Annotated in this window: 26 protein-coding genes and 2 pseudogenes; 7 read left to right on the top strand and 21 right to left on the bottom strand. The window is 34.0% G+C overall.

Annotated features, from left to right (window positions below; genetic code table 11):
- Positions 1 to 135: 135 nt before the first annotated feature.
- The 8 genes and pseudogenes from KFV12_RS02065 to KFV12_RS02030 all read right to left on the bottom strand — a co-directional run bounded on the left by KFV12_RS02065 (position 136) and on the right by KFV12_RS02030 (position 8,494).
- Positions 136 to 537 (bottom strand): universal stress protein, encoded by a 402-nt coding sequence (locus KFV12_RS02065; protein ID WP_254257157.1) that lies wholly within the window; start codon positions 535 to 537, stop codon positions 136 to 138.
- A gap of 41 nt (positions 538 to 578) precedes the next feature.
- A pseudogene (locus KFV12_RS02060) lies at positions 579 to 1,712 on the bottom strand (SulP family inorganic anion transporter); the annotation flags it as partial.
- A gap of 89 nt (positions 1,713 to 1,801) precedes the next feature.
- Positions 1,802 to 2,467, bottom strand: coding sequence for a Crp/Fnr family transcriptional regulator (locus KFV12_RS02055; RefSeq protein ID WP_111717230.1), 666 nt, complete (start codon positions 2,465 to 2,467; stop codon positions 1,802 to 1,804).
- Between the two features lie 41 nt (positions 2,468 to 2,508).
- Complete coding sequence (locus KFV12_RS02050; RefSeq protein WP_111717228.1) at positions 2,509 to 2,733, bottom strand: heavy-metal-associated domain-containing protein; 225 nt, start codon at positions 2,731 to 2,733, stop codon at positions 2,509 to 2,511.
- 32 nt (positions 2,734 to 2,765) lie between these two features.
- Positions 2,766 to 4,661 (bottom strand): heavy metal translocating P-type ATPase, encoded by a 1,896-nt coding sequence (locus KFV12_RS02045; protein WP_111717226.1) that lies wholly within the window; start codon positions 4,659 to 4,661, stop codon positions 2,766 to 2,768.
- Between the two features lie 111 nt (positions 4,662 to 4,772).
- Complete coding sequence (locus KFV12_RS02040; RefSeq protein WP_111717224.1) at positions 4,773 to 6,491, bottom strand: ABC transporter ATP-binding protein; 1,719 nt, start codon at positions 6,489 to 6,491, stop codon at positions 4,773 to 4,775.
- A 184-nt stretch (positions 6,492 to 6,675) separates the two neighbouring features.
- Positions 6,676 to 7,230, bottom strand: coding sequence for an immunodominant staphylococcal antigen IsaB family protein (gene isaB, locus KFV12_RS02035; RefSeq protein WP_111717222.1), 555 nt, complete (start codon positions 7,228 to 7,230; stop codon positions 6,676 to 6,678).
- An 82-nt stretch (positions 7,231 to 7,312) separates the two neighbouring features.
- Positions 7,313 to 8,494 (bottom strand): NAD(P)/FAD-dependent oxidoreductase, encoded by a 1,182-nt coding sequence (locus KFV12_RS02030; protein ID WP_111717221.1) that lies wholly within the window; start codon positions 8,492 to 8,494, stop codon positions 7,313 to 7,315.
- A gap of 225 nt (positions 8,495 to 8,719) precedes the next feature.
- Here KFV12_RS02030 and KFV12_RS02025 point away from each other — a divergent pair, with 225 nt between their 5' ends.
- Genes KFV12_RS02025 through KFV12_RS02015 form a run of 3 tightly spaced genes read left to right on the top strand, consistent with a single transcriptional unit; the run spans position 8,720 to position 10,777 of the window.
- Positions 8,720 to 9,769 (top strand): ABC transporter permease, encoded by a 1,050-nt coding sequence (locus KFV12_RS02025; RefSeq protein WP_111717219.1) that lies wholly within the window; start codon positions 8,720 to 8,722, stop codon positions 9,767 to 9,769.
- Positions 9,770 to 9,778: 9 nt separating this feature from the next.
- Positions 9,779 to 10,444, top strand: a complete 666-nt coding sequence (locus tag KFV12_RS02020; protein ID WP_099578899.1) for an ABC transporter ATP-binding protein — start codon at positions 9,779 to 9,781, stop codon at positions 10,442 to 10,444.
- A 12-nt stretch (positions 10,445 to 10,456) separates the two neighbouring features.
- Positions 10,457 to 10,777, top strand: a complete 321-nt coding sequence (locus KFV12_RS02015) for a CHY zinc finger protein (protein WP_111717217.1) — start codon at positions 10,457 to 10,459, stop codon at positions 10,775 to 10,777.
- 47 nt (positions 10,778 to 10,824) lie between these two features.
- Here the strand turns inward: KFV12_RS02015 and KFV12_RS02010 are convergent.
- Positions 10,825 to 10,941 (bottom strand): annotated as a pseudogene (locus KFV12_RS02010) (winged helix-turn-helix transcriptional regulator); the annotation flags it as partial.
- 1 nt (position 10,942) lies between these two features.
- Here KFV12_RS02010 and KFV12_RS02005 point away from each other — a divergent pair.
- Positions 10,943 to 11,191, top strand: a complete 249-nt coding sequence (locus tag KFV12_RS02005) for a hypothetical protein (protein WP_254257156.1) — start codon at positions 10,943 to 10,945, stop codon at positions 11,189 to 11,191.
- Between the two features lie 61 nt (positions 11,192 to 11,252).
- Here KFV12_RS02005 and KFV12_RS02000 read toward each other — a convergent pair whose 3' ends face one another.
- From KFV12_RS02000 to KFV12_RS01960, 9 genes are all read right to left on the bottom strand, one after another.
- Positions 11,253 to 11,783, bottom strand: a complete 531-nt coding sequence (locus tag KFV12_RS02000; RefSeq protein WP_254257155.1) for an NAD(P)H-dependent oxidoreductase — start codon at positions 11,781 to 11,783, stop codon at positions 11,253 to 11,255.
- 11 nt (positions 11,784 to 11,794) lie between these two features.
- The gene (locus KFV12_RS01995) at positions 11,795 to 12,358 is read right to left on the bottom strand and encodes a DapH/DapD/GlmU-related protein (protein WP_254257154.1); all 564 of its coding nucleotides are present in this window, start codon (positions 12,356 to 12,358) and stop codon (positions 11,795 to 11,797) included.
- Between the two features lie 109 nt (positions 12,359 to 12,467).
- Positions 12,468 to 13,679: an NADH:flavin oxidoreductase/NADH oxidase family protein gene (locus KFV12_RS01990; RefSeq protein ID WP_254257153.1), complete on the bottom strand. Its 1,212-nt coding sequence runs from the start codon at positions 13,677 to 13,679 to the stop codon at positions 12,468 to 12,470.
- A gap of 103 nt (positions 13,680 to 13,782) precedes the next feature.
- On the bottom strand, positions 13,783 to 14,223 hold the full coding sequence (locus KFV12_RS01985; protein ID WP_254257152.1) for an Rrf2 family transcriptional regulator: 441 nt from the start codon (positions 14,221 to 14,223) through the stop codon (positions 13,783 to 13,785).
- A 126-nt stretch (positions 14,224 to 14,349) separates the two neighbouring features.
- A complete protein-coding gene (locus KFV12_RS01980; protein ID WP_254257151.1) occupies positions 14,350 to 14,661 on the bottom strand; it encodes a thioredoxin family protein in 312 nt (103 codons plus the stop codon).
- 97 nt (positions 14,662 to 14,758) lie between these two features.
- On the bottom strand, positions 14,759 to 15,370 hold the full coding sequence (locus KFV12_RS01975; protein ID WP_254257150.1) for an FMN-binding negative transcriptional regulator: 612 nt from the start codon (positions 15,368 to 15,370) through the stop codon (positions 14,759 to 14,761).
- Between the two features lie 37 nt (positions 15,371 to 15,407).
- Positions 15,408 to 16,034, bottom strand: coding sequence for a lysophospholipid acyltransferase family protein (locus KFV12_RS01970; RefSeq protein ID WP_111717202.1), 627 nt, complete (start codon positions 16,032 to 16,034; stop codon positions 15,408 to 15,410).
- 16 nt (positions 16,035 to 16,050) lie between these two features.
- Entirely contained in the window at positions 16,051 to 16,989 is a 939-nt protein-coding gene (locus tag KFV12_RS01965; RefSeq protein ID WP_254257149.1) for a phosphatidate cytidylyltransferase, read from the bottom strand.
- Entirely contained in the window at positions 16,976 to 17,593 is a 618-nt protein-coding gene (locus KFV12_RS01960) for a CDP-alcohol phosphatidyltransferase family protein (RefSeq protein WP_111717198.1), read from the bottom strand. The genes KFV12_RS01965 and KFV12_RS01960 overlap by 14 nt, the downstream gene beginning before the upstream one ends.
- 190 nt (positions 17,594 to 17,783) lie before the next feature.
- On the opposite strand from KFV12_RS01960, the gene KFV12_RS01955 reads away from it, so the two are divergent.
- From KFV12_RS01955 to KFV12_RS01945, 3 genes are all read left to right on the top strand, one after another.
- Positions 17,784 to 18,323: a hypothetical protein gene (locus KFV12_RS01955; RefSeq protein ID WP_111717196.1), complete on the top strand. Its 540-nt coding sequence runs from the start codon at positions 17,784 to 17,786 to the stop codon at positions 18,321 to 18,323.
- Positions 18,324 to 18,492: 169 nt separating this feature from the next.
- Positions 18,493 to 21,462 (top strand): formate dehydrogenase subunit alpha, encoded by a 2,970-nt coding sequence (gene fdhF, locus KFV12_RS01950; protein ID WP_111717194.1) that lies wholly within the window; start codon positions 18,493 to 18,495, stop codon positions 21,460 to 21,462.
- A complete protein-coding gene (locus KFV12_RS01945; RefSeq protein ID WP_254257148.1) occupies positions 21,462 to 22,151 on the top strand; it encodes a helical membrane plugin domain-containing protein in 690 nt (229 codons plus the stop codon). Before fdhF ends, KFV12_RS01945 begins: the two co-directional genes overlap by 1 nt.
- 99 nt (positions 22,152 to 22,250) lie before the next feature.
- On the opposite strand, the gene KFV12_RS01940 is transcribed toward KFV12_RS01945, so the two are convergent.
- The 3 genes from KFV12_RS01940 to KFV12_RS01930 all read right to left on the bottom strand — a co-directional run bounded on the left by KFV12_RS01940 (position 22,251) and on the right by KFV12_RS01930 (position 24,127).
- Positions 22,251 to 22,601, bottom strand: a complete 351-nt coding sequence (locus KFV12_RS01940; protein ID WP_240838735.1) for a DoxX family protein — start codon at positions 22,599 to 22,601, stop codon at positions 22,251 to 22,253.
- Between the two features lie 116 nt (positions 22,602 to 22,717).
- On the bottom strand, positions 22,718 to 22,906 hold the full coding sequence (locus tag KFV12_RS01935) for a CsbD family protein (protein WP_254257147.1): 189 nt from the start codon (positions 22,904 to 22,906) through the stop codon (positions 22,718 to 22,720).
- Between the two features lie 150 nt (positions 22,907 to 23,056).
- Positions 23,057 to 24,127, bottom strand: coding sequence for an LPXTG cell wall anchor domain-containing protein (locus KFV12_RS01930; protein ID WP_254257146.1), 1,071 nt, complete (start codon positions 24,125 to 24,127; stop codon positions 23,057 to 23,059).
- Positions 24,128 to 24,542 lie beyond the last annotated feature (415 nt).

Below are 24,542 nucleotides of genomic sequence, written 5' to 3'. Positions count from 1 at the left end.
ATCATCCTCTCATATACCCCTATCAGGTATTAATTTAGTTCTATTTTATACCCATAAGGGGTATGTGTCAATATATAAGATTTGAAAAATTCTATAAAAAAATAAGCTAACGCTCTAAAAGTTAGCTTACTCATTTTATTTCACAACCATCACCGGTATATTTACTTCTTTCACTACTTTATGACTGACGCTTCCCATCACCATTTCCTGAAATGCGTTAAGACCACGCGTTCCAATCACAAGTAAATCGTATTCATGCGTATTTCCTATTTGAATAATCGTATCTTTCGGTACCCCATGTTCTATGCGAACTTCATATGTTATATCATTATTCTGATATTCTTCTATAATGGGTTGAATTAAAGATTTTCTTTGATCAACACTGCTTGTTTCACTATGCAGTACTGCATCTTTTGAATCTTCATGTGAAACGATACTTAATAATGTATATTTCATAGCATTTATCTTCAATGCTTCTTTCGCTGCTCTGAAGCTATTATCAGAACCATCCACCGCTATAACTACTGACTGATACATCTCTACACCTCTTCCGTTTGCTTAAGATAATCATTTCTATTAAAGATAAAGTTAATCATACTGCCTACAATAACTCCAATCGCCAAATTATGCGTTGCTAAAACAAGTATAATTGTAACAAGTACTACGATAATATCTGTAGCTTTAGCATTGCGTAAGAATTTGAAACTTCCCCAGTCAAACGTACTAAAGGATACTACAACCATAATACCTGCAAGAATAGACATTGGGATCTGAATCACATAATGCCCTAACACAATGATCAAAAACATTAAAAAACTACCTGCAACTAACGATGACAATCTTGTTGTGCCGCCTGACTTCAAATTCATTACAGATTGACCGATCATTGCGCACCCTCCAATACCACCGAAAAATCCAGCAACGATATTAGCAATGCCTTGTCCACGAGATTCAACATTTTTATCACTTTCATTTTCCAGTGCATCATCGACAATCTTTGCAGTAAGTAAACTTTCTACAAGTCCCACAACAGCCATCGATAAACTATATGGCAATATAATCAATAAAGTTTCCAGATTAAATGGTACATTCGGAATAAAGAAATGTGGTAAAGTACGTTTAATTTCTCCAAGATCACCCACTGTTCTAACATCGGCATTTGTCATAATTGAAATGATTGTTAGCAATAGCACTGCGATGAGCGGTGCCGGTATCTTCGTAAAGTACCTCGGAACGATATAAACAATCGCAATTGTAACAATCGCAAATACATAAGTAACACCTGTCAGTCCGAATATATGTTGTAACTGAGAGCTAAATATTAAGATTGCTAGTGAATCAACAAATCCCATCATCACTGTATTTGGAATATATTTAAGCAATTTACCGACTTTAAGCATGCCAAATATCACTTGAAGGATACCCATTAAGATTGTTGCTGCAAGTAAATAATCGACCCCATAGGTTTTAACAAGCGGGAATACCAATAATGCAATCGCACCAGCTGCTGCTGATATCATTGCTGATCGGCCACCTGTAAAAGCAATCGTCACCGCAATAATAAATGATGCATATAATCCGACCATAGGGTCTACTCCAGCAATAACACTAAATGCGATAACTTCAGGGATTAAAGCGAGAGATACAACAATACCCGCTAATATATTTTGAAATGGTTTATCTAGCCATTCTCGTTGTAAATATTGATTCATAAAGACCTCCGAATTTATTCTAACCAAAATATAACAATACAATATCCATTGTAAAAGAACAATAAAAAATGACTATATGTTTAATATAGTCATTGAAAATTATATAGTTTTTTTTCATCAATTACTTTAATCAGTTTATTATCTCTTTCAATAATATTTTTATCTTCTAATAATTTAAATTTTCTAGACACTGTTTCGGGACTTGTCCCTAAAAAAGCGGCAAGTTCCTTCATTTTCATGGGTATTTCGATGTAAGATGAATCTGATGTTTTATGAAGATATGACAAGTATAATGCTAGTCGTTCTTCTATCTTTTCCATCGTTAAGAATTGTGTTTGTTTTTCAACTTCTTCCATCTTCATAGCATTAATTGTAAGTAATTTCAGTGATATGTTAGGGTACTGTAGAAGTAAATTTTGAAAATCACTCTGTTTTAATACACAGATTTCTGTATCAGTGATTGCTTCACCATATAGGCTTTCATTGTTAACACCTAACACAAAATTTTCTCCTTCAAAATCTCCGACTTCTGCAATACGCAGCAATTGTTCTTTACCATTCGATGATAATCGATAGACTTTCATTACACCTTGTGCAACTAATGATAGTTGTGGTTCAGTTTCTGGTGAAAAGATGGTATTTCCTTTTTTAAAGTGGTGATGTGTAACTAAATTATTGATCATTTCCTGTTCTTCATACGACAAATGGTTAAATAGCGGCACTCTTTCTACACAAAAATGATGATGACACTTCATCTTTTCACCTCCATTACTGTTATGTTTAAAATAACATATTATTATTTCACTTTCGAACTAATTACTTCATAACCCATGTTTTGAATTGCTGAATTGATTGACTCAACTTCTGTTATGTGTTCATCGAAATCTACTTTTACTTTACTCGCATTAAACAATACCTTTAAAGAGTCTTTGTTTACTCCTGACACACTTTTAACTGCACCTTCTATCTTTTGAATACATGATGGACAAGACAATGTTTCTAGTTGAATTGTTGCTTTCATATCCGTTCACTCCTTTATATGATTTAGTTCAATTATATCGCCTTTTGCTTATTATTAACTTGATATCTATCAAGTTTGGTATTATTTCGATAGCGCATTAATCGCATACCATTTAATATAACAACGATAATGCTCACCTCGTGAACCAACATTCCAATTGTCATATTCATCCATTCAGCGAATATTAAACTTAACAATAATACTAATACAACTCCGAGTGCGATAATGATATTCTGCTTCATATTATTGGATATCTTTTTAGTTAACCCATGAGCATAGGATAATTGCTCCATTGCAGAATGCATAAGTACGACATCTGAAGTTTCAATTGCTACATCTGTTCCGCCGCCCATCGCAATACCAATATTTGCAGTTGCTAGTGATGGACTGTCATTAATACCATCTCCTACAAATGCAACTTTTTCTCCTTTATGTTGTAACATCTTTATATATTCAGCTTTATCTTCGGGTAACATCCCGCCCAATGCAATATCAATCGGTAGTTGCTCAGCTACACGATTCACTGTTCCTTGATTATCTCCCGATAAAATGATTAATTTTTTTACTCCTTGATGTTTAAGTTGTAATAAATTTCGTTTTACATCGTGTCTTAATTGATCTTGAATACCGATCATTACTTCCAACTCCTTATTAATTGCCATAAGCACTATTGATTGACCGGATTCAATTAATTTATTTATTTTTTCACGATTATTATTATTGATTTCAACATCATAATTATGCATTAAACTTAAATTTCCTAGAATAATTTTCTTATCGCCGCTATAAGCCACAATACCTTTTCCTTTAATTACATCAACTTTATCAAAACGAACTATTTTCTGACTTCCGATATCATTTAAAATTGCTTTTGCGAGTGGATGATTCGACTCATGTTCAATACTATAAAGGTAAGATAATATAGATTGTTTATTTTCACCAATAATTTTTTTATAGGCAACGGTAGGATTGCCTTCAGTTAAAGTTCCTGTTTTATCAAAAACAATTGTATCTACTTTACTAAAGTCGTTTATCATTTCACTGCCTTTCAGAAGTACACCATGTTTGGCTCCATTTCCAATACCGGTTACATTTGAGACTGGTACACCAATTACTAATGCTCCTGGACAGCCTAATACCAGGATAGTAATTGCTAATGCCACATCTCTCGTCAAAATCCCAACGATTACAGCTAGTAATAGTACAAATGGTGTATAATATTTTGAAAAACGGTCAATGAATTTTTCTGCTGCTGATTTTGAATCTTGTGCTTCTTCAACAAGTTCAATTATTTTACCGAATAATGTATCTTCTCCAACTGTCTCAGTTAGAATACGAATAGTTCCATTCTCAACTATTGTTCCAGCGTATACTTTATCATTTAAGCTCTTCTGAACCCATTTTGATTCACCTGTAATACTTGCTTCATTCAATGCACCGCTTCCATAAACAACATGACCATCTACCGGCACTTTGTCTCCTGTTTTTACTAATAAAATATCATTAGTTGCGACATCATCAATATCGATAGTTTCAGTCTTGCCATGCTCTCGTAAGATTACTACTTTTTCAGGCACAAGTGTAACGAGCGACTGTATAGCTGATCTTGTCTTTTTTAACGTGCGTTTTTCCAAAAATGCACCCAGTAAAAATAGAAATGATACAATTGCTGCCTCCTCAAAGTTCCTAATTAGCAATGCACCTAATACAGCCACAGAGACCAAAACATCAATGCTAATCACCTTCACACGTAAAGAATGATATCCTTGTATCAAAATTGGTGATACAGCAAGAATCGATGCTAAACCTAGTAATATTTCAGAAATTAATTGAACTTTAAGCACAAATTCTGCTATCAATCCAACAACAATTAATATACCGCACAATACCATAATGTAATCTTTACTTTTCATAATGAAACGTTGCATTTTAATTACCTCCTGTTCTTACTTGTAATGTAACAAGTTTCAAAATATTAAACATTGATAGGTATCAAGAAAAGAGAGTGTGTCTATTGACACACTCTCTTTAAAAAATATTTATCCCAGCACTTGCGCATATTGAGCTTGTTGTAGCTTGTAGTATCTTCCTTTCAGATTAATGAGTTCCTCATGACTACCCATCTCTGCAATATGGCCATCTTCAATATAAAAGATGCGATCTACGTCTCTTATCGTTGAAAGTCGATGTGCAATGGTTAATGTCGTTCTACCTTCAGATAACTGTTTAAATGCTGATTGTATTCGATTCTCAGTTTCAACATCTAACGCACTTGTTGCTTCGTCAAGTATAATAATTTCCGGATTCTTTAAGAACATACGTGCAATTGACACACGTTGTTTCTGTCCTCCTGAAAGTTTCGTTCCACGTTCACCAACAATTGTATGTATCCCTTCTGGAAGTGTATCAATGAATGGTTTCAATTGCGCTTTAGTTATTGCATCCATAATCTCTTCATCCGTTGCTTCTAAATTTCCATAAGCAATATTGTCTCTTAACGTACCACTGAACAAGAACACATCTTGTTGTACAAGCCCAATTTTGCTGCGTAAAGATTCAAGTGTCATCTGTTTAATGTCTACATTGTTAATTGTGATACGTCCATCAACCGGATCGTAAAATCTTGGTAACATCGAACAAATTGTCGTTTTACCTCCACCACTTGGACCAACTAAAGCAATCTTTTCACCACGATTTATTGTAAATGATAAATCGTCAAGTATTGTCTTATCACCATATTTAAATGTTACATTTTCGTATGAAATCACTTGAGGTGTGCCTTCAAACGCAATCGCATTCGGTGCATCTTTAATATCTGTTGTTGTCTTCATCAGTTCCTGAAAGTTATTAAACCCTGCAATCCCTTTTGGAAACAATTCAATAATCAAGTTAATCGATTGAAGCGGCTTAAATAATATATCCGTAATCATAATAAATGCTACAAACTCTCCGTAACTCATTGCATTATTCAATACGAAATAACATCCAAGAATCAATACAATAATCAACGTAAATTTCTGTGCCAGATAACCAATCGAACTATTCCATGACATAAAGTTATATGCTTTTAATTTCGTTGCACGGAAGTCTTCGTTTGTCTGTAGGAAGCGCTTCTCTTCAAAGCGTTCATTAGCAAATGCTTGTACAAGACGAATACCACCGATACTTTCGCTAATAACATCATTAAACTGAGAAACATTGCCAAATAATCTGCGGAATTGTGTTGTCATCTTTTTGTTGAAATAAATTGTTAAGATAAATATCACCGGTACGATACAGAATGTAATAAGCGCAAGCTTCACATCAATCGTGAGCATAATGAGAAGTGCCCCAATAACTGTCATTACAGCGACAAACACTTCCTCTGGACCGTGATGCGCAAGTTCCCCAATATCCATCAAATCATTTGTGAGTCGACCGATAAGTTTCCCTGTCTTATTGTTATCGAAGAATCCGAAATTTAATCGCTGAAGATGACGATAAAGTTCATTACGAATATCACGTTCTATATTTGTTCCAAGCTTATGTCCCCAATACGTGACGATAAACTTAAGAACTGTAACAAAGGAAAACACAAGAAATAGTCCTATTGCACCGAGCACAATCATATTCCAGTCTTTTGTCGGTAACAGCTTATCGATGAAAAGACTCGTAATCAGTGGAAAGACAAGTTCTAAAACTCCAACAAACACTGCAGAACCGAAATCCAGCATAAACAGACCTTTATATGGTTTATAATATTGGAAAAATGATTTCATATACGATACTCCTTAATTAAATTACTTAAATACATTAACAAAAATACATATTTTATATAGTATATAAATCAATATTAACATATCCTGTAATTAAGGCATCAATAGAAATCTCTCTTACAATGTTATCATCCTTAATACTCTTATTTTTCATAATAAAAGAGCGGAGATTCATCTCCACCCTTAATTAAGCCATTCCGACATGACCAAGTATTATTTTCTGTACATATCCTTTTTCAACAACAAACTGTATAGCGTTACCATTCAGATTATAGATGTATACACCATCAACTTTTGATGGAATAGCTTTATTGCCATCTGATATGAGTTTTCCTTTAAATAGATAATCATTACCATATACTTTTTTTACACTACTCATTTTCAGCTCTTTGTTCTTCACGCCTAAAGTAGCTGTATATGGATTTTTGTCCCCTTGTTTAAAGAACGTATAGTTCTGATCATATACATCTTTTGTGTAACCTGTACCTGATACACCTGAAACAATGCGTTGTAAATCAACTTTATGTTTATTAATCTTCACATTATTGACTTTTACAGCACGCACAAAGTCTTTATCTAATACAAATTTAGCATTTCCACTTGTGTATCCTGAATAGTTATAATAAGGCTTTTGAACCTTGACCATCTTCTGTTTAGCAAGTGCATCTTCACCCTGCACTACACCTAGAGACATTGTTGCGGCTAATGTTGTTGCACCTATTACTTTTGCAAGCTTCTTCATTTTTTACCACTCCTAATATACTATTTCCTATTGGCTCGTATACACGATTACTTTACCCTACTGCGAATACGTAAAACATCACTTAACCTTTGCCCTTTAACATCGCATGCCAGTACATAAATGGAATCGCACGTTTCTTCACTTGATATAGCAATGGATTGGTCTTACCTTGATCGATCGGCATCGACTCTTTCGGTTTCATATCATATCCGAATTCTGCGATAAACGCCTGTCCATATTCAGTTGCTACAGGACATGCCGTTGCGCCATCATAATGACTAGATAACGGTCTATTATTCATTTGTGATAATAAGTTTTTCACAAGAATAGGCACTTGTTTCCTCACTGCAGCTCCCATCTTTACTGTTGGCAAGTTCGTACAATCTCCTATTCCAAATACATTTAGATGACGCACATGCTGTAATGTATTTGGATCTACATCCAGCCATCCTTCAGCATCACTTAAAGTAGATTGCTTCACGACGTCAGGTGCACTCATCGGCGGTGTAACAAGTAGCATCGAGAATGGCACTTCATATGTTTCCAAAGCAACTAAATCTTTAAAAGTAGCACGCTGGTTCTTGCCATCAACTTTCACAAGTTCCTGATTCAATCCATACTCAATATCCTTATTATTCAAATGTTTTTCAATATATGCTCTATACTTTTCTACAGGAAATAGCGTATCTTTTCCCGTCTTAAAGATTAAATGTGGTTGATTCTTTTTCTTGTCATGAACAAACTCATCAAAAGTAAATATTGAATTTTCTGGTGAGACCCCACCTTTAATTACTGATTTCGGTTTCGTTACAATGATATTGCCATCATTTGTCTGTTTCAACGTCTTGTACGTATAGTCTAAATAATCATAAAGATAGTTCGTACATACACCATTCTTTCCTAAAGTTTCTTCTAAACCTTCTATCTTATTGAAATCAAGCTGGATGCCAAGTGCTACCACTAAATATTCATACATCACATATTCACCGTTATCCAAATGAACTTTACGTTCTACCGGCTGAATAAATTTCACCTTTTGCTGTTCGTAATCAATTCCATTCGGTATAACTTTTTTCATAGGCTTAACCGTATCTTTCTTCTTCTCATCCCCAGAACCTACAAGTGGCCAGGCTGGCTGATATGCATGTTTATCCGCATAATCAATAATAAGTATATCTTTTACCCCTGCATTTTTTAATCTACTTGCAGTTGATATACCACCAGCACCTGCTCCAAGTATTATAACTTTGGATTTTTTTATCATTATCTCACCCCTTATAAATGTCTTCGTTATATTCAATACCCTTTATATACTTTTCCATTCATTTTGCATATACCTCGCATGATAAATTGACTATTGGTATAATAAAATGAGTAGGCTTTTAATAGAAAGATTATTTTTAATGCATATTACTCATTATTATGTCGCAATTAATCTATAATTGAGTCTATATCTAGACATTAAATTTTATAGAAATGAGGAAAACAGATGTTCTTAGCCTGGAAAGAAATCATGCATAACAAACTCAAGTTCTCACTGATTATCGGTGTACTTGTTTTAATTTCATATTTATTATTTTTAATTTCCGGACTATCTAATGGCTTAATGGGAATGAACCGAGAAGCAATTGATAAATGGAATCCAGATGCAATTGTCGTCACGAAAGAATCTAACAGAAACTTAGCACAATCTTTAATGGAGCAAGATGCATTGGATAATAAGTTCGATAAAGTCGCGCCAATTAAGAATCTTGCAGTGATCATCGCAAAAGGTGATAAAAAACAAAATACATTGTTATTCGGAATAGATAAAGACACATTCATCAATCCTAATATTACAGAAGGTAAGTCCTTTAACGATGATTACGAAGTGGTTGCGAACGATGGATTAAAACAAAAAGGCTTTAAACTCGGAGATACTGTGGATATTGCTGGTAGTGATGAAGATTTAAAGATCGTTGGATTTACAAATAACGCAAAATATAATGCAGCGAATGTGTTGTACAGTAATAATGCAACTGCAGACAAACTTTCTATGAACCGTTTGAAAGACAAAGCGAATGCATTTTTAATTAAAGATTCGAATTATAAAGCCCAAAAAATCGATAGTGACTTTGAAGCAATTGATAAAGAAACGTTTATTACTAAGTTGCCAGGTTACACAGAACAAAAGCTGACACTAGATGTCATGAGTTATTTCTTATTTACGATTGCAACATTTATTATCGGGATATTCCTTTATATATTAACGATTCAAAAAGCACCCGTATTTGGTCTACTTAAAGCACAAGGGATTAGCAATGGCTTCTTAGCGCGATCATTAATCATCCAGACGTTAATCTTATCAGTTATCGCTGTCGTCATTGCACTGATACTTACTATAATCACTGCTAACATCATACCTGATGTTGTACCAATAAAGTTTGTATGGTCAATGATTGGAATTTATGCCGGCGTTATTATATTAACAGCGATTATCGGTGGATTATTCTCTATCCGTTCAATCCAAAAAGTAGATCCATTAAAAACGATAGGATAAGGTGAGCATATGGTATTAACATTAAAAGAAGTTAACAAATCATTTGGTAAAGACCAAACTTATGTCGAAGCACTAAAACCTGTTGATTTCCATATCAATGCAGGAGAAATGGTAGCTGTCATCGGCCCATCTGGTTCTGGTAAAAGTACATTCTTAACCATCGCCGGATTACTTCAGCAACCAACAAACGGTACAATAATAATCGATAATGATGATGTAAGTAAACTTTCAGAGAAACAACGCGCGAAACTACGTCTAAAGAAGATAGGATTTATATTACAGTCGTCAAATTTAGTCCCATTCCTGAAGGTCAAAGATCAGTTTAAGTTACTAGACAAAGTGAATAAAAATCATATTGAAACAGCTGAATTTCAAAGTCAGGTAAAACAACTAGGCCTTGAAAATGTGCTCAATCAATTCCCTGCTGAACTCTCAGGCGGACAACGTCAACGTGTTGCAATTCTTAAAGCGATGTACACTAACCCTTCGCTTATTCTGGCTGATGAACCGACAGCAAGTTTAGATGGGAAACGTGCAGTTGAAGTGATTCAAATGATTCGTACAATCGTTAAAGACAGTAATAAGGCAGCGATTGTTGTAACGCATGATACGAGGTTACTTGAGTATTTCGATAAAGTGTACCATATGGAAGATGGGATACTAGAACAACAGTAAGAGGTGGAATATATGACGGAACACCTTATAGAAGGTATAGCAGTAGATGAACAAGGAAGATGTGCGCATTATAACGCGCCTGTAGATGTAGTATGCTATAGGTTCCCTGATAGCAATACATATTATCCTTGTCATTTGTGTTATGAAGAGATTAATCATAAATCTCCAGCTGAAAAATATCCGATACATTCTGAAGTGACAGCTGTTTTATGTGGTGTTTGCCAAACAGAAATCCCGATTAATGTGTATGTCAATGTTACACAATGTCCTAACTGTACGCATCCATTCAATCCGGGATGTAAAAATCATTTTCACTATTATTTTGAAATTTAAAAAGCACACGGAAGGAATTAAACTCCTTTCTTGTGCTTTTAATTATGTTACATATAATCTTCTGCCTGTTCCCCATGCTTCTTGCCATAAGACTCCATCATTTTAAGAATCGGTAATATCTCTTGTCCCATCTCTGTTAATGAATATTCAACGCGAGGCGGTAAGATGAAACTTGCGTTACAAATGGTTTCTGGTTATGGTGGTGAATTTAAGACGTGGCGTATGCCAGGAGCTGTTGCAGATGCGACAGACAGATTCTCAATCGTTCCAGACTCATCACATGCTGGTGTTAAAGGTTTCGTAGAACAAGTTGTTCCTATCTTACAAGAACGCGGATTATTCCATACAGAATATGAGGGTGAAACATTACGTGAGAATCTAGGTGTTTCTTATGAGTATGGATTGAATCACTAGAAAAAAAGAGTAAGTACTGATAAATTTCAATTACCAGTACTTACTCTTTATTTAATTAAGTTCATCTCTCATATTGTCTATTCACAAATTCAATATATCGTTTTGTACCTTCTCTCAATTCACTTTCAATCGCATGATTGACGGTGCCGAATTGCGCGAAGTATCCAACATATTGCGCACCAACATAATGGAACGTTGCTTCAAATGGAGTCAATAATTCATCCATAGTAAACTTATTGAATCCTTTTGCAGTGTAATCCGATTCCGGACTACCTACAGTGACAGCTAACCCAAAAGATTTATCCTTTAGCTTTGTTCCTTTTGGTCCATATGCATAGTTAAACAAGAATACTTCATCAAGATATTGTTTTAACAATGGTGGGCTGCTATACCAATAGAACGGGAATTGAAAAATCACTTTATCGTATTTTAGCAACCTCTGTTGCTCTTCAGAAACATCCAGCTTTGAATCCGGATATAATTCGTAAAGATCCACGACATCAATATCCGCTTCAATTAAAGCTTCTTTCCACATACGATTAACAATTGATATATGCATTTCTGGATGAGTGATAATAACAAGTGTACTCATCAAATCAGCTCCTATTCAATTTCCTTAATTACTTTAGCAGGTGTGCCGGCCACAATGGTATTCGGTGGAACGTCTTTTGTTACTGTTGAATCTGCTGCAACAATTGAATTCTCTCCAACTGTAACACCAGGTAATACAGTGACGTTCGCACCGATCCATGCGTTTTTCTTAATGATCACTTTGTTTACGACAAGACCACGTCGTTTCGCTGGATCTACAATATGGTTCACTGATATTATTCTTGCTGATGGTCCGATTAACACATTATCTTCTATCTCAATACCACCTAAATCAACAAACGTTACATTCTTGTTGATAAAGATTTCTTTCCCTAATTTAATATGTCTTCCGTAGTCAGTATAGAATGGCAGAGAGACGACAACACTTTCATCAATCGTTTGACTCGTCATTTCACCAAGAATTTTTAATACTTCTGAATTTTTTTTATAACCATCATTTATTTCAAATGATAATCTTTCATTGTTTCCTTTATGCTCATGAATCTCATCATAAATTGGATCATCTTTTAATATTTCGATGTTCTGAATTCGTTCTAGTAAAGTCATGAATATCACTCCTTTTCTTAAGTTTACTATAAATTGATTTGCTTAATAAATGAAATCATCTATTTAAGATAGGAATGGACGTAAAAAATCCGAGATGTAAAAACATCCCGGATAATAATTATCTTCTTCTTTTCGTGAATGCTCTGGCACCATGTGTTTTAGCAAGATCAAATAATGGACTCCATGCGTTTGTATGGACTACAGGGTTTTGATTGTTTCCGAGTCTTCTGATTTGCTGTTCATAATATGCAATACCGATAAAACCACCTAACTTTTTATCGAGTGACTTCACTTTCGTTGTCAGTCTTGGAATCGTCATATCTTCGTATGTGCCATTGTGAAGTTGATTTGGTAATTCAGGATTTAAGACTAGTGGTCTTGCAATACCAATCATTGCTACATTTGTATTCGTTATCGTATCAATCATACTTTCTTGTTTTCGGAATCCACCGATAACTGAGATTGGTACATCTACAATGTCACTGATTTTTTTCGCATAATCCAAGAAATATACTTCACCGTCACCCATCATTTCAGGTTTCTCATAATCTCCGCCTGATATTTCAATATGATCAATACCTAATTCAGCCATTTTCTTGATCACTGCAATTGAATCTTCTAATGAGAATCCTTTATCATTAAAGTCTGTTGAATTAATCTTCAAGCTGATTGGGAAATCTTCTCCAAGCGCGTTTCTCATTCCTGTATAAATATCAATTAAGAATTGCATACGTTTCTCTAAAGTCCCACCATACTCATCAAAACGTCGGTTATCTCTTGATGATAAGAACTGACTTACTAAATATCCATGTGCGCCATGAATCTGAACACCAGTAAATCCTGCTTTCTTCGCTACTACTGCAGCTGTAACAAAGCGTTCAATCGTTTCCTTAATTTCATTGATTGTCATTTCACGCGGTGGATTAAATGCACTACCAGCATCTCCTCCAATCGGGATAGCACTTGGTGCGATTGGTTGCTTTGATACTGATTTAGGGCTTTGTTTACCTGGATGATTAATTTGCATCCAAATATGACTACCGTTACGTTTACCTGCATCTGCCCAACGTGTTAATATATCTAAATCTCTATCATCTTCAATGACGACATTACCTGGCTCACCAAGATAGCGTCTATCAACCATTACATTCCCTGTAAGTGACATCCCTATACCACCATCAGCCCAATGTTTATAAGCATTAACCAGTTCTTCTGTAGGACGATGTGTTTTGTCACCCATCCCTTCACTCATCGCGCCTTTATATAATCTATTTTTAATCGTTACACCATTGCTTAATACAAGTGGTTCAAATAATTTTTCTACTGACATGTATTTCACTCCTAATATTATTTTATATAATTTCTTTTTATATAATTACTTTTTATAATCAATTATCGATATTATTTTATTAGTGTCTACTTTAATATCTTTACTATATTGCTTGATTTGAATGGCTTTCATTATGATTCTCCTTCATTTGTTTAATAACATCTTCTAACGTTCTTGCTTTTAATGATTGAAATAATTGCTGTTCGGCATCTGTAAATATCGGATTGAGCACCGTTTCAATATTCTGAGCGACAGGACACTCTGGATTTACGTCTGTATGAACATTTAATAGTTTCACTTCTTTTGGATGTACTGCCTGATAAATTTCTAATAAATTAATATCTCGACTTGATTTAAGAAGTGACATCCCACTCTTACCTTGTGTACTTTCGATTAAATCTGATTTCTTTAATAATGCTGTAATCTTTCTGATATAACTTGGATTCGTATTTACGCTATTCGCTAAAGTGTCTGAATTCTGAACCTCTGTTGATTCTGATATCATTACCATAATGTGCAGTGCAACTGAAAATTTAATATCCATGAACTTCATCTCACTTCCGTTTTGTTGTTGTATCTGATACAGATACAAATATACCATGCATTGATAAAAAGTCAAAATAAAAAGACAACCAAAGTTGTCATTTCATATTGTATTTATTCACTTTCCCTATAAATCATTTAACTGACTTAGACGGTAGTCTAATGCTTCAAAGTCTATAATACGTGCTTGTCTATGAAATTCTCTACCTTGCGCGTTTAATATAATCACCGGAGCAGTAAATAGAGACAACTGACCCGCAGATTCTGGGATTTCATTGACTAAAATCTTTGCACTCGGTATATCATAATTTTCAACTAAGCGTTCTACTTTTGGAAGGTCTGCGTGACAAACACTACATCCCTCACTCATTACATATAATACAAACTTCTCTTGATTCATTTTATCTACCAATGTGTCATAATCCTTAATATGTTCCATTACCACACCTCCAAAGTGGTATCATCATACTACGTTTTATTTTTTTATTCATTTTATTTGCTTATTTTATAATCAATAACCTGTATTTATTTATCCCTTATATCGTTCTTATCTTTTCCATCTCATCAGCTAAGCGGTTATCATCCTGATTATCACTATCACGTAAATTCAAGACGATATTTTTATAATCTTTGTCACTTCTATTCTGACTTAGTTTATATTTAAGACCCGCTTCACGAACCTTTACTTTATATCCGATAACCCCTTTAGCCTGTTTTAATACATCTTCACTTAACGTATCAAAAGTTCTCGCATTGTCACCTGTTTCATAATGATCAGTCAAACGTTTTAAGTCTTCCATCAGTTCATCTTGATCGAGTACAGCACATTCTCCTTTTAGCTGCGCTGCCTGATAATTCCACGTAGAAACTTCTTCTTGTTCATACCAAGAAGACGATACATAACCGTGTGCACCGGTAAATTGAATCAGTACATTATCATTGTTTGTAAGCGTTTTATTTTGCGGATTTGGTCTTGCTAAATGAAATGACAACACAATTTCATCATCATTTACATCAACCATGACTGGTACCTGGGATGCGTAAGGTACATCGTTTTGCGATGATATAACCGTTGCAAATGAATTTCTTTTCAAGAAAGTAATTAGCGCATTAAAATCTTCTACTTTAAACAATTGTGGTAAAAACATACAAACATCCCCTAATAATTATTATTTATTTAATAGACTACCACTCTTTAAAGTTTCCTTCATCTCTTAAAACGTTTAATCGATTTGTTACGTCTTCCATAAATAACTTCCTATCGGCAGTGAACTTGAATGGTTCACCTATAAAGATATCAACAAAAAATGGCACGAGTATAAAGCTATCTTTCGGCAATGCTTTTCCTAAACCATGCATAAATATTGGCTGAATCGGTATTTCCGGTCTTTCTCTCATTAAATAATAAATACCTGATTTGTATTTTGATAATTTCTCAGGTTCACCACGTGATCCTTCTGGATACAATATGATAATACCATCATTATCTAATTCATCTAATATCGGTTGAAACATCCCTTTAAAATCTTTTGTCATCTTCCGTTCAATCGGTATAATATTCATTACTTTTGTTGAGAACCAGCTTAATAGTTTATTCTTCAGAAAATAATCTCCAGCAGCCACTGGTCGTACATGACGAAAACTCTTCCCTTTAAATAGACTCATTAATACAATTGTATCCAGATGGCTATTATGATTGGCGATTAATACTAACGGACCTGATTGCTGTAATCTTTCATAGTTTCTAATATTCAACCCTAAAACAACAAATACAATGGGACGAACAATCAGTGCAAACAATATATTGCGCATAAATTACGTCACCTCTCTAAAAATAGAAGAATCTTGTAAAATGAAAGAATAGTGGTGCAGTATATGTCAGCGAATCAACACGATCTAATATGCCGCCGTGTCCGGGTATTGCCTGAGATGTATCTTTTATATTTAAATCACGTTTCAGTGCTGAGATATTCACATCACCAATAAACCCACTAACACTGATATATATTCCTGCAATAATCATTCCTGCTAAAGTAAAAGGCGTAAGTAAAGGACCTAAAATTGTTGCGAGAATTGTTGTAAGAATGATTCCTCCAATAAATCCTGCCCATGTTTTGTTAGGACTAACTTTCGGTATAATCTTTCGTTTACCAAAGAGTTTTCCGGTAATATATTGAAATACATCATTCGCTTGTGTAAGTATCACTAAAAATAATACTAGACTTGCACCAGATACCATATTATCATCACCCGGCAACACTATTAAATATGCTAAGTGACTTAAACTAAAGACAAACAGCATAATTCCCCATTGAATCGTTGCCATAGAATGTAAAAATCCTTTCGTTTCTCCAACAATCAATGCCTGGATTGGAATAAACAAGAACATATAAACAGGGATGAATACAATAAAGAATCCATAAAAACCTTTATAAATGAGTATAAATTGTATCGGTATTGATAAATACGCCCATAAATATACTAAACGATGACTTCGATTTGTTGGAATTAATGAAAAGTATTCCTTTAATGCGATAAAACAAAGAAATGCCATAAAGATAAGGGACACTGTTTTATGTATTATGAGTGCGAGCGCGAAAATAATACACATCATCCACCACGATTTCACACGCAACCAAATATTTCCAGTATCTTTATTCGGATATTTCCTGAGTAATATTTGACTAATAATCGTTGAAATGATGAGTACTATGAAAATACCAATCAATACAGTTATCATTTCATCCGACAACCTATTCAGATTCATATGATGCTCCTTTCAATCCATTAGCGATTCTTATATACGTATTTAATATAATGAGTAATGTTGCGATGTACAGGATGATATGTATAAAAGGAATAATTTTTATATTCAATGCAATCAATAATGATACTAAACCAATCAAGAATGCTCTGTCACTTTTACCCATCGGACCATTATACATGCGTTTAGCGCCGATAATCTGGACAAGACTTCCTGCCATTTCACTAACAATTGAAAAACCAATAAACAAAAGAACAGAGATTCCTTTATCATGCACTATCAATATAAAAGGTAAGAATAATACAAGATCACTAACTACATCACCAATTTCATTAAGTAACATACCTAGATTAGATTTCATATTATATTTCTTTGCCATAACGCCATCTATTGCATTGAGTGCCATACGTACAAACATCACTATCGGCATCAGTAAAAAAATCCATCTATTGTTGTAATTCAATGCAATGATCGCTCCCGTAATAATAGATAAAACCAATGCACTCACTGTTATTTGGTTTGGTGTCATCCCTACCGCGCGCAACTTATCAACGATAGGCATTAATAATTGTTGAAATTTTGGTTTCAGTTCATAAATACTAATCATACAATTCTCCTTTCATAAATACTAATCATACAATTCTCCTTGCTTTTTATCACAATAATTTATTGTTTTATTTTTATCCATGTACTTCATCTCATTAATTTTAATATGATATATTTAATGTAATTATACACATTACTATTTTAATTATAAAATACATTTTGCATAAAATATTTGTTTTGAGGGGATAATTATGGTCAGTTTAATCGCATTGTTATGGGGATTTGCTGAAGCAACAATATTTTTTATCATTCCAGACGTTTTTTTATCTTATATTGCCATTACTGAAAAAAATATAAAAAAAGTTACTAAAGTTCTTATACTAACACTCATCGGTGCACTTGCAGGAGGGATAATTATATATTTAACTGCAAAACATAATCCTGACATAGTAGAAAACATATTATTAGCTGTTCCTTCTGTTCAACCTTATATGATAGAGCATGTTGAAACGGCTATGAATAATCACCCTTTCACCGGTCTTATTTCTGGCCCGATATTCGGAGTACCATATAAACTGTTTGGATTTGAAGCGCCAAACCACATGAGTTTACCAATATTTATTATAGGTTCTATCCCTGCACGTTTATTACGATTTATGATTGTTTCAATATTGGCATATTTTCTTTCTCACTATTTATGTAAAAACTTAAAATACAAAACAAAACTTACGATTTGGGTAGTCGTTTGGATTTTTGTATACACTATTTATTTTAGTGTTCATGGCATTTAATTTGAAAGCGTTTACTATAAAATCAGTTAGCATAAAATATTCTTCAGAAGTAATGTTAAATTTTATGTAATTTCTTTAAACATTATTTTGAATATTTATCGATTAGTCGTATAATTAAATTGGGCACAAATATTGTTTTAGAAACTTAAATATGAAAAGGGGTTTTTATATGAAAGAAGCAACATCTCAAATGGTCAGCATTATTTTAAACGGCAAACCAATGGATGTCCCTACTCAAGTAAGTATTTTAGATTACTTGCGTTATAAAGGTATTGATGTACCAGCACTTTGTTATCATCCAGATTTAGGGGCCATTGAAACTTGTGATGCTTGTATCGTTGAAGTTAATGGGGAACTCGTTCGTGCATGTAGTACAGAATTAAAAGACGGAGACGTTGTTAGAACGGGCTCAAGCGATGCATTTGAGGCACAAATGATCGCTATGGATAGAATATTAGCAAATCATGAACTTTACTGTACTGTTTGTGATTTTAATAATGGTAATTGTACAGTACATAATACAGTTAAAAACTTAAAAATCGATCACCAGGCAACTGCGCAGTCACCAAAAGGTGCTCCAAAGAATGTCGGTAAATTCTATCGCTATGATCCAGATCAATGTATACTTTGTGGTCGCTGTGTTCAAGCTTGTCAGAATGTACAGGTAAACGAAACATTAATGATTGACTGGGAATTAGAACGACCTCGTGTTATCTGGGACGGTAATACTGATTTAAATATCGATGATTCTTCATGTGTAAATTGTGGTCACTGTTCAACAGTATGTCCATGTAATGCAATGATGGAAGTTGGTATGGTCGGTGAAGCTGGCTTCTTAACAGGTATGCTGAAAGATGCATTCCGTCCAGCAGTAGAAGTTACAAAAGCTGTTGAAACTGGTTATACGCCGTTAATGGCAATTTCAGATGTTGAAGCAGAAATGCGTAAAGATAGAATTAAAAAGACTAAAACAGTATGTACATACTGTGGTGTTGGATGTTCATTTGAAGTATGGACAAAAGACCGTGAAATCTTAAAAGTTGAACCGAGTCCTGAAAGTCCAGCAAACCAAATTTCAACTTGTGTTAAAGGTAAATTCGGTTGGGATTTTGTAAATTCAGGTGAGCGTTTAACGAAACCATTGATTCGTGAAGCTGATGGCTTTAGAGAAGCAACATGGGAAGAAGCACTGAGCTTAATCTCAAGCAAATTCAAAGAAACAATCGATACACGCGGTCCAGAAAAATTAGCGTTTATCACATCATCAAAATGTACGAATGAAGAATCATTCTTAATGCAAAAATTAGCACGTCAGGTTGTAGGAACAAATAACGTTGATAACTGTTCACGTTACTGTCAATCACCTGCAACAATGGGACTATGGAGAACTGTAGGTTATGGTGGCGATTCAGGTTCAATTACTGATATCGGAAGCGCTGGATTAATCATCGGCTTAGGAACAAATACTGCTGAGGCACATCCAGTTATCGCAACACGTGTAAAGAGTGCCCAAAAATTACGTGGTGCTAAATTATTAGTTGTAGATATCCGTAAACATGAACTTGCTGAGCGTGCTGATATGTTTGTCCGTCCTAACCCAGGTAGTGACTTAGTATGGTTAAATGCTGTTACAAAATACATCATCGATAATAACTGGCAAGATCAAGCGTTCATCGATAAACACGTAAATAATTACGAAGCTTTAGTAGAAGGATTACAAAAATATACAATTGAATATGCTGCTAAACATACTGGCATGAGTGAAGCTGAAATCATCAAGATTGCAGAAATGATTCACGAAGCGAAATCTACTGTAGTTATGTGGGCGATGGGTGTTACACAACAACGTGGAGGTAGTGATACTTCTACTGCGATTTCTAATATGTTACTTGTTACTGGTAACTATATGAAACCAGGTGCAGGATCATATCCATTACGTGGTCACAATAACGTTCAAGGTGCTTCTGATATGGGTAGTATGCCAACACATTTACCAGGTTACCAAAAGATTGCTGACAAAGCAGTACTTGATAAGTTCAGCAAAGCATGGGGCGTTGAAATGAATCCAAACGTTGGCCAGAATAACCACCAAATGGTAGATGCCATGCATGCAGGCGAATTAGATGTGTTATACCTTAAAGGTGAAGATATGGGTATCGTTGATTCTAATATCAACTACGTACGTGAAGGATTCGAGAAATTAAAATTCTTCGTTGTTCAGGATATCTTCTTCTCAAAAACTGCTGAATATGCAGATGTTATCCTACCTGCATCTCCAAGTTTTGAAAAAGAAGGCACATTCTCAAATACAGAACGTCGTATCCAACGTTTATATCAAGTAATGGAACCTTTAGAAGGTACTAAACCAGACTGGAGAATCATTCAGGAAATCGCACAACGTTTAGGTGCAGATTGGAACTACAGCCACCCAAGTGAAATCATGGATGAAATCGCATCACTTACACCGATTTATTCTGGTGTATCATACGATAGACTTGAAGGCTTTAACAGTTTACAATGGCCAGTTCATGAAGATGGTACAGATTCACCATTATTATTTACAGATGGGTTCCCATTTGAAGATAAGAAAGCTAACTTCTTCCCTGTTGACTGGACTGAACCAACAGAATATGCTGAAGAATACGATATCCATGTTAACAACGGACGTCTACTTGAGCACTTCCATGAAGGTAATATGACTTATCAAGTTAAAGGTCTTGCAATGGAAACACCAGAAGCATTCTTAGAAGTATCTCAAGAGCTAGCGGATGAAAAAGGTCTTCATACTGGTAACTTAGTAAGACTTCAATCACCTTATGGTAAAGTTGATGTTCGCGTATTAATTACTGACCGCGTATTCGGTAAAGAAGTATACTTACCAATGAACGATAATGGCGATGCAGCAATTAACCTACTATCTAGTTCTATCGCTGATAAAGATACTTCAACACCAGCATATAAAGAAACTAAAGCTAAATTAATCATCTTAGATAATAGTAGAAAATCACCATTACCAGAAAACAACTTCCGTTTCGGTAACCGTGTACCTCAAATGGGCGTAAATGTTCAAGGTAAATGGAATAGAGCTGATTACGTATTCCCTGGAGATATCGTTAAATCAAAAAGAGGTGATAAATAATGGCGCAACCTACAAGAGTAGTTAAACCAATGGAAGTGGATGTTGAAGCGGTACGTGCAAAAGAATTACGTGAGTTAGAAGACCAGTTAATTCAACATAAAGATACACTGAACAAATTATTCAGATTACTTGAGCAACTTGATGATCATGAAGCATTAAATGCAGCAAATGCTGCATTAGCGCAAAGTGATCCTATCTTAACACGTATTTTAAAAGCTGTTAATGAAACCGAGACAGATCAGGCTATTAGAAATGCTTTATTACTTGTTCAAGGATTAGGTAAATTTAACTTCAGCGATATCGAGCCAATGATTTTAAAGTTTAACAAAGGTTTGAAACTTTCAACTGAGTATAACCAAAGTAAGCCTTTAGGTTGGTTAGGATTACTTAACGTATTAACAAATAAAGACTTTATTGAAGGATCTATTGTATTAACGAAATTCGTTAAAGGATTCGGCACGTCATTCGATCAACTGAAGAGAGAACAAGGTATCGTTGATCCTGTGCATACAAATAAAGGTGAAGTTAAAGATATGCATCATGTTGAGTTACCAAGTAAAGTAGCGAAAGATGAAGTGAAACAACAATTTATCACACATAAAGAAGCATCTCAATCAAACGCAAAGTTTTACGGTGTTGTAGCAGGTGCTGCAGCATTAGGTGTTAGTGCATTATTGATGAGAAAGTAATATCAACAATAAAATTGAGAACTAAAATAAACCACAAGTCTTCAAAAGAAGACTTGTGGTTTTATTGTTTAATGATTGATTTTAAATACAAAGCTTAAATTACTTCTCATCTTTAAAACTTGCAAGTAACGATGCAGTATTCAATGCTAAAATATTTCTCGCATTCTTCGTAGCATCATAACCTTGTCCAGCTTTTAAATGCGAATAGATTGCACCTAACATCACACCACCAACAAGTAATGAACCTGCCTGATTAAATTTCTTATTAAAAATAGATAAAGCTAGTAACGCTGCACCAGTCGTTTCAACGCCACCGATTAATTTCATAAATTCTTTAGAGTAACCAAACTCTTCAAACATTTTAACTAAGCTTTCATCTTCCTGAAGCTTTCCCTTACCTGCGTTAAACATTTCTTTAGCGATGAATAAGTTATTGATATAATTTAACATCGTATCTGCTCCCTTATTATTAATAGTTATTAGTACTATAACCTTAAAAATAACTTTAAAAACATTAGATTTAAATGAAAAACGTATGGTCATAAGCCCCATACGTTTCAGTAAAACTAATTTTTATTGTTTTTTAAATCATCAATCTTACCTTTAATATCATCCGAAACATTTTCAACAGTTTCTTTCACTTTACCTAATGCCTTGTTTTCTTTACCTTCATTTTCTAATGCTTTGTTTCCCGTAAAATTACCCACATTTTCTTGTACATTGCCTTTAATTTGATCGAATTTACCTTCTGACATTTATATCTCTCCTTTTGCCTTATTTATTTACTCATCTATATTATAATACTTTCTAGTTATTATATCCAATAATATACATTTTAGTCTTAAATTATAATAATAGTTGTGCAATAGCATAATTTAACAGTGATGTGCCATTTGATTATAAAATTATTTTTTGCGTTTTCTTGAGAAAAGGAAACTAATCATAGCTATAGCTAACAGTAAAATAGCAACTGAAACTAAAGTAGTATTACGTCGTTCCCCTGAATCAGGTAAACTAGATTGATGCATCGAATTACTTGTACTCATTTGTTTAACTGGTGCGGTTGTTTGAGTTGCAGGTTCCGCTTCAATATTATCTACAAAATTATCAGCAAAACCACTTGTTAAATCAGACGAATCTTCTGACTTCAATTTTGCGTTGAGTCGCTCTAATTTATCAGCTTTTTCTTTAAGATCATTTTTTAGGATATCTAGTGATTGCATGTTAAAAGAATCATCACTTATCTTATTATGGCTCTTTAAATTTTGAAGTCTTTCAATCAAAGCTCTATTTCTTTCTGATAATGTAGAAATATCAAACCCACTATTTAATAGATGATTAAAATTAAAATCATGCTGATGTAATTTTAAATACGATTTCAACGTATCATTTAATATATCAATCACTTTTCTTTCATATTGTAAATCCGTAATCGCTTTTTGCTCAAGCTTATCCAATAATCCTTGAAGTGCTTGTTTGTCATTATCATTAAACCATTTATCTTTAATCGTGACGTTAGGCAAACTCGGCGTATTAATAACAATTTTATCTTTTGCATGCTCTACACTCTGCGCTTTATTTTCAATATGCTCTACTTTAGAATCAATTCGATTCTTAACGTCCTGCTTCACATCGTCATATTCAGCTTTATCCTGTTTTACTGTCTCAATCACTCGACCTGCTTTGTCCTTAAATTCTTGATGCTGTTGCTCTATGTCATCACGCTTCTCCTTCACAACATTTATATCTTCTTTCACATTATTAATCACTTCATGATTTTGTTTTATATCCGCTTTAGTACGCTCAATTTCTTGTTTTACTGACTGTTTCTTTGTTTCAAGATCAGTGCGTAGTTGATCAGCATCATTCCTTATTTTCTCAGAGACAGTACTCGCTTCCGCTTTTGACAACGGTACCGTAAGCGATACGGTTAAACATGCTGCAATAATTATTTTTGTTAGTTGATATTTTCCCATTCAAATTATCCCCTAATATATTAGTTTATTTATTTCAGTTTAATTATTGTAACATACTTTTCAATATTTTTCTTTAGCAAATGCAGCCTATGTTTAAATCCATGAATATCATTTAATACCAACCATACATTTTCACCAAAACGTTTTAATACAATGCTTTATCATCTAATTAAATCATTAATTTTTATATTATTCATAAATAATAATTGTTGTAATAATCGTTAATCTTTTTTCTAACTCTATACCATTTATTATATTAAAATAACTTAAGGATATTATAACTTAATATCTATTAAGATTCATCAAATTTAAATCTGTTATACCCACGAGATATGATTATTCATCTAACCTTGAGGTAATAATATTATTAAGACATGCATTATAGAAACATTAGCTAATATTTATTACCTATTTT

Source organism: Macrococcus epidermidis (genome assembly GCF_024205965.1).
Classification (GTDB): Bacteria; Bacillota; Bacilli; order Staphylococcales; family Staphylococcaceae; genus Macrococcoides; species Macrococcoides epidermidis.
This window is presented reverse-complemented; position numbering and strand designations above follow the sequence as displayed.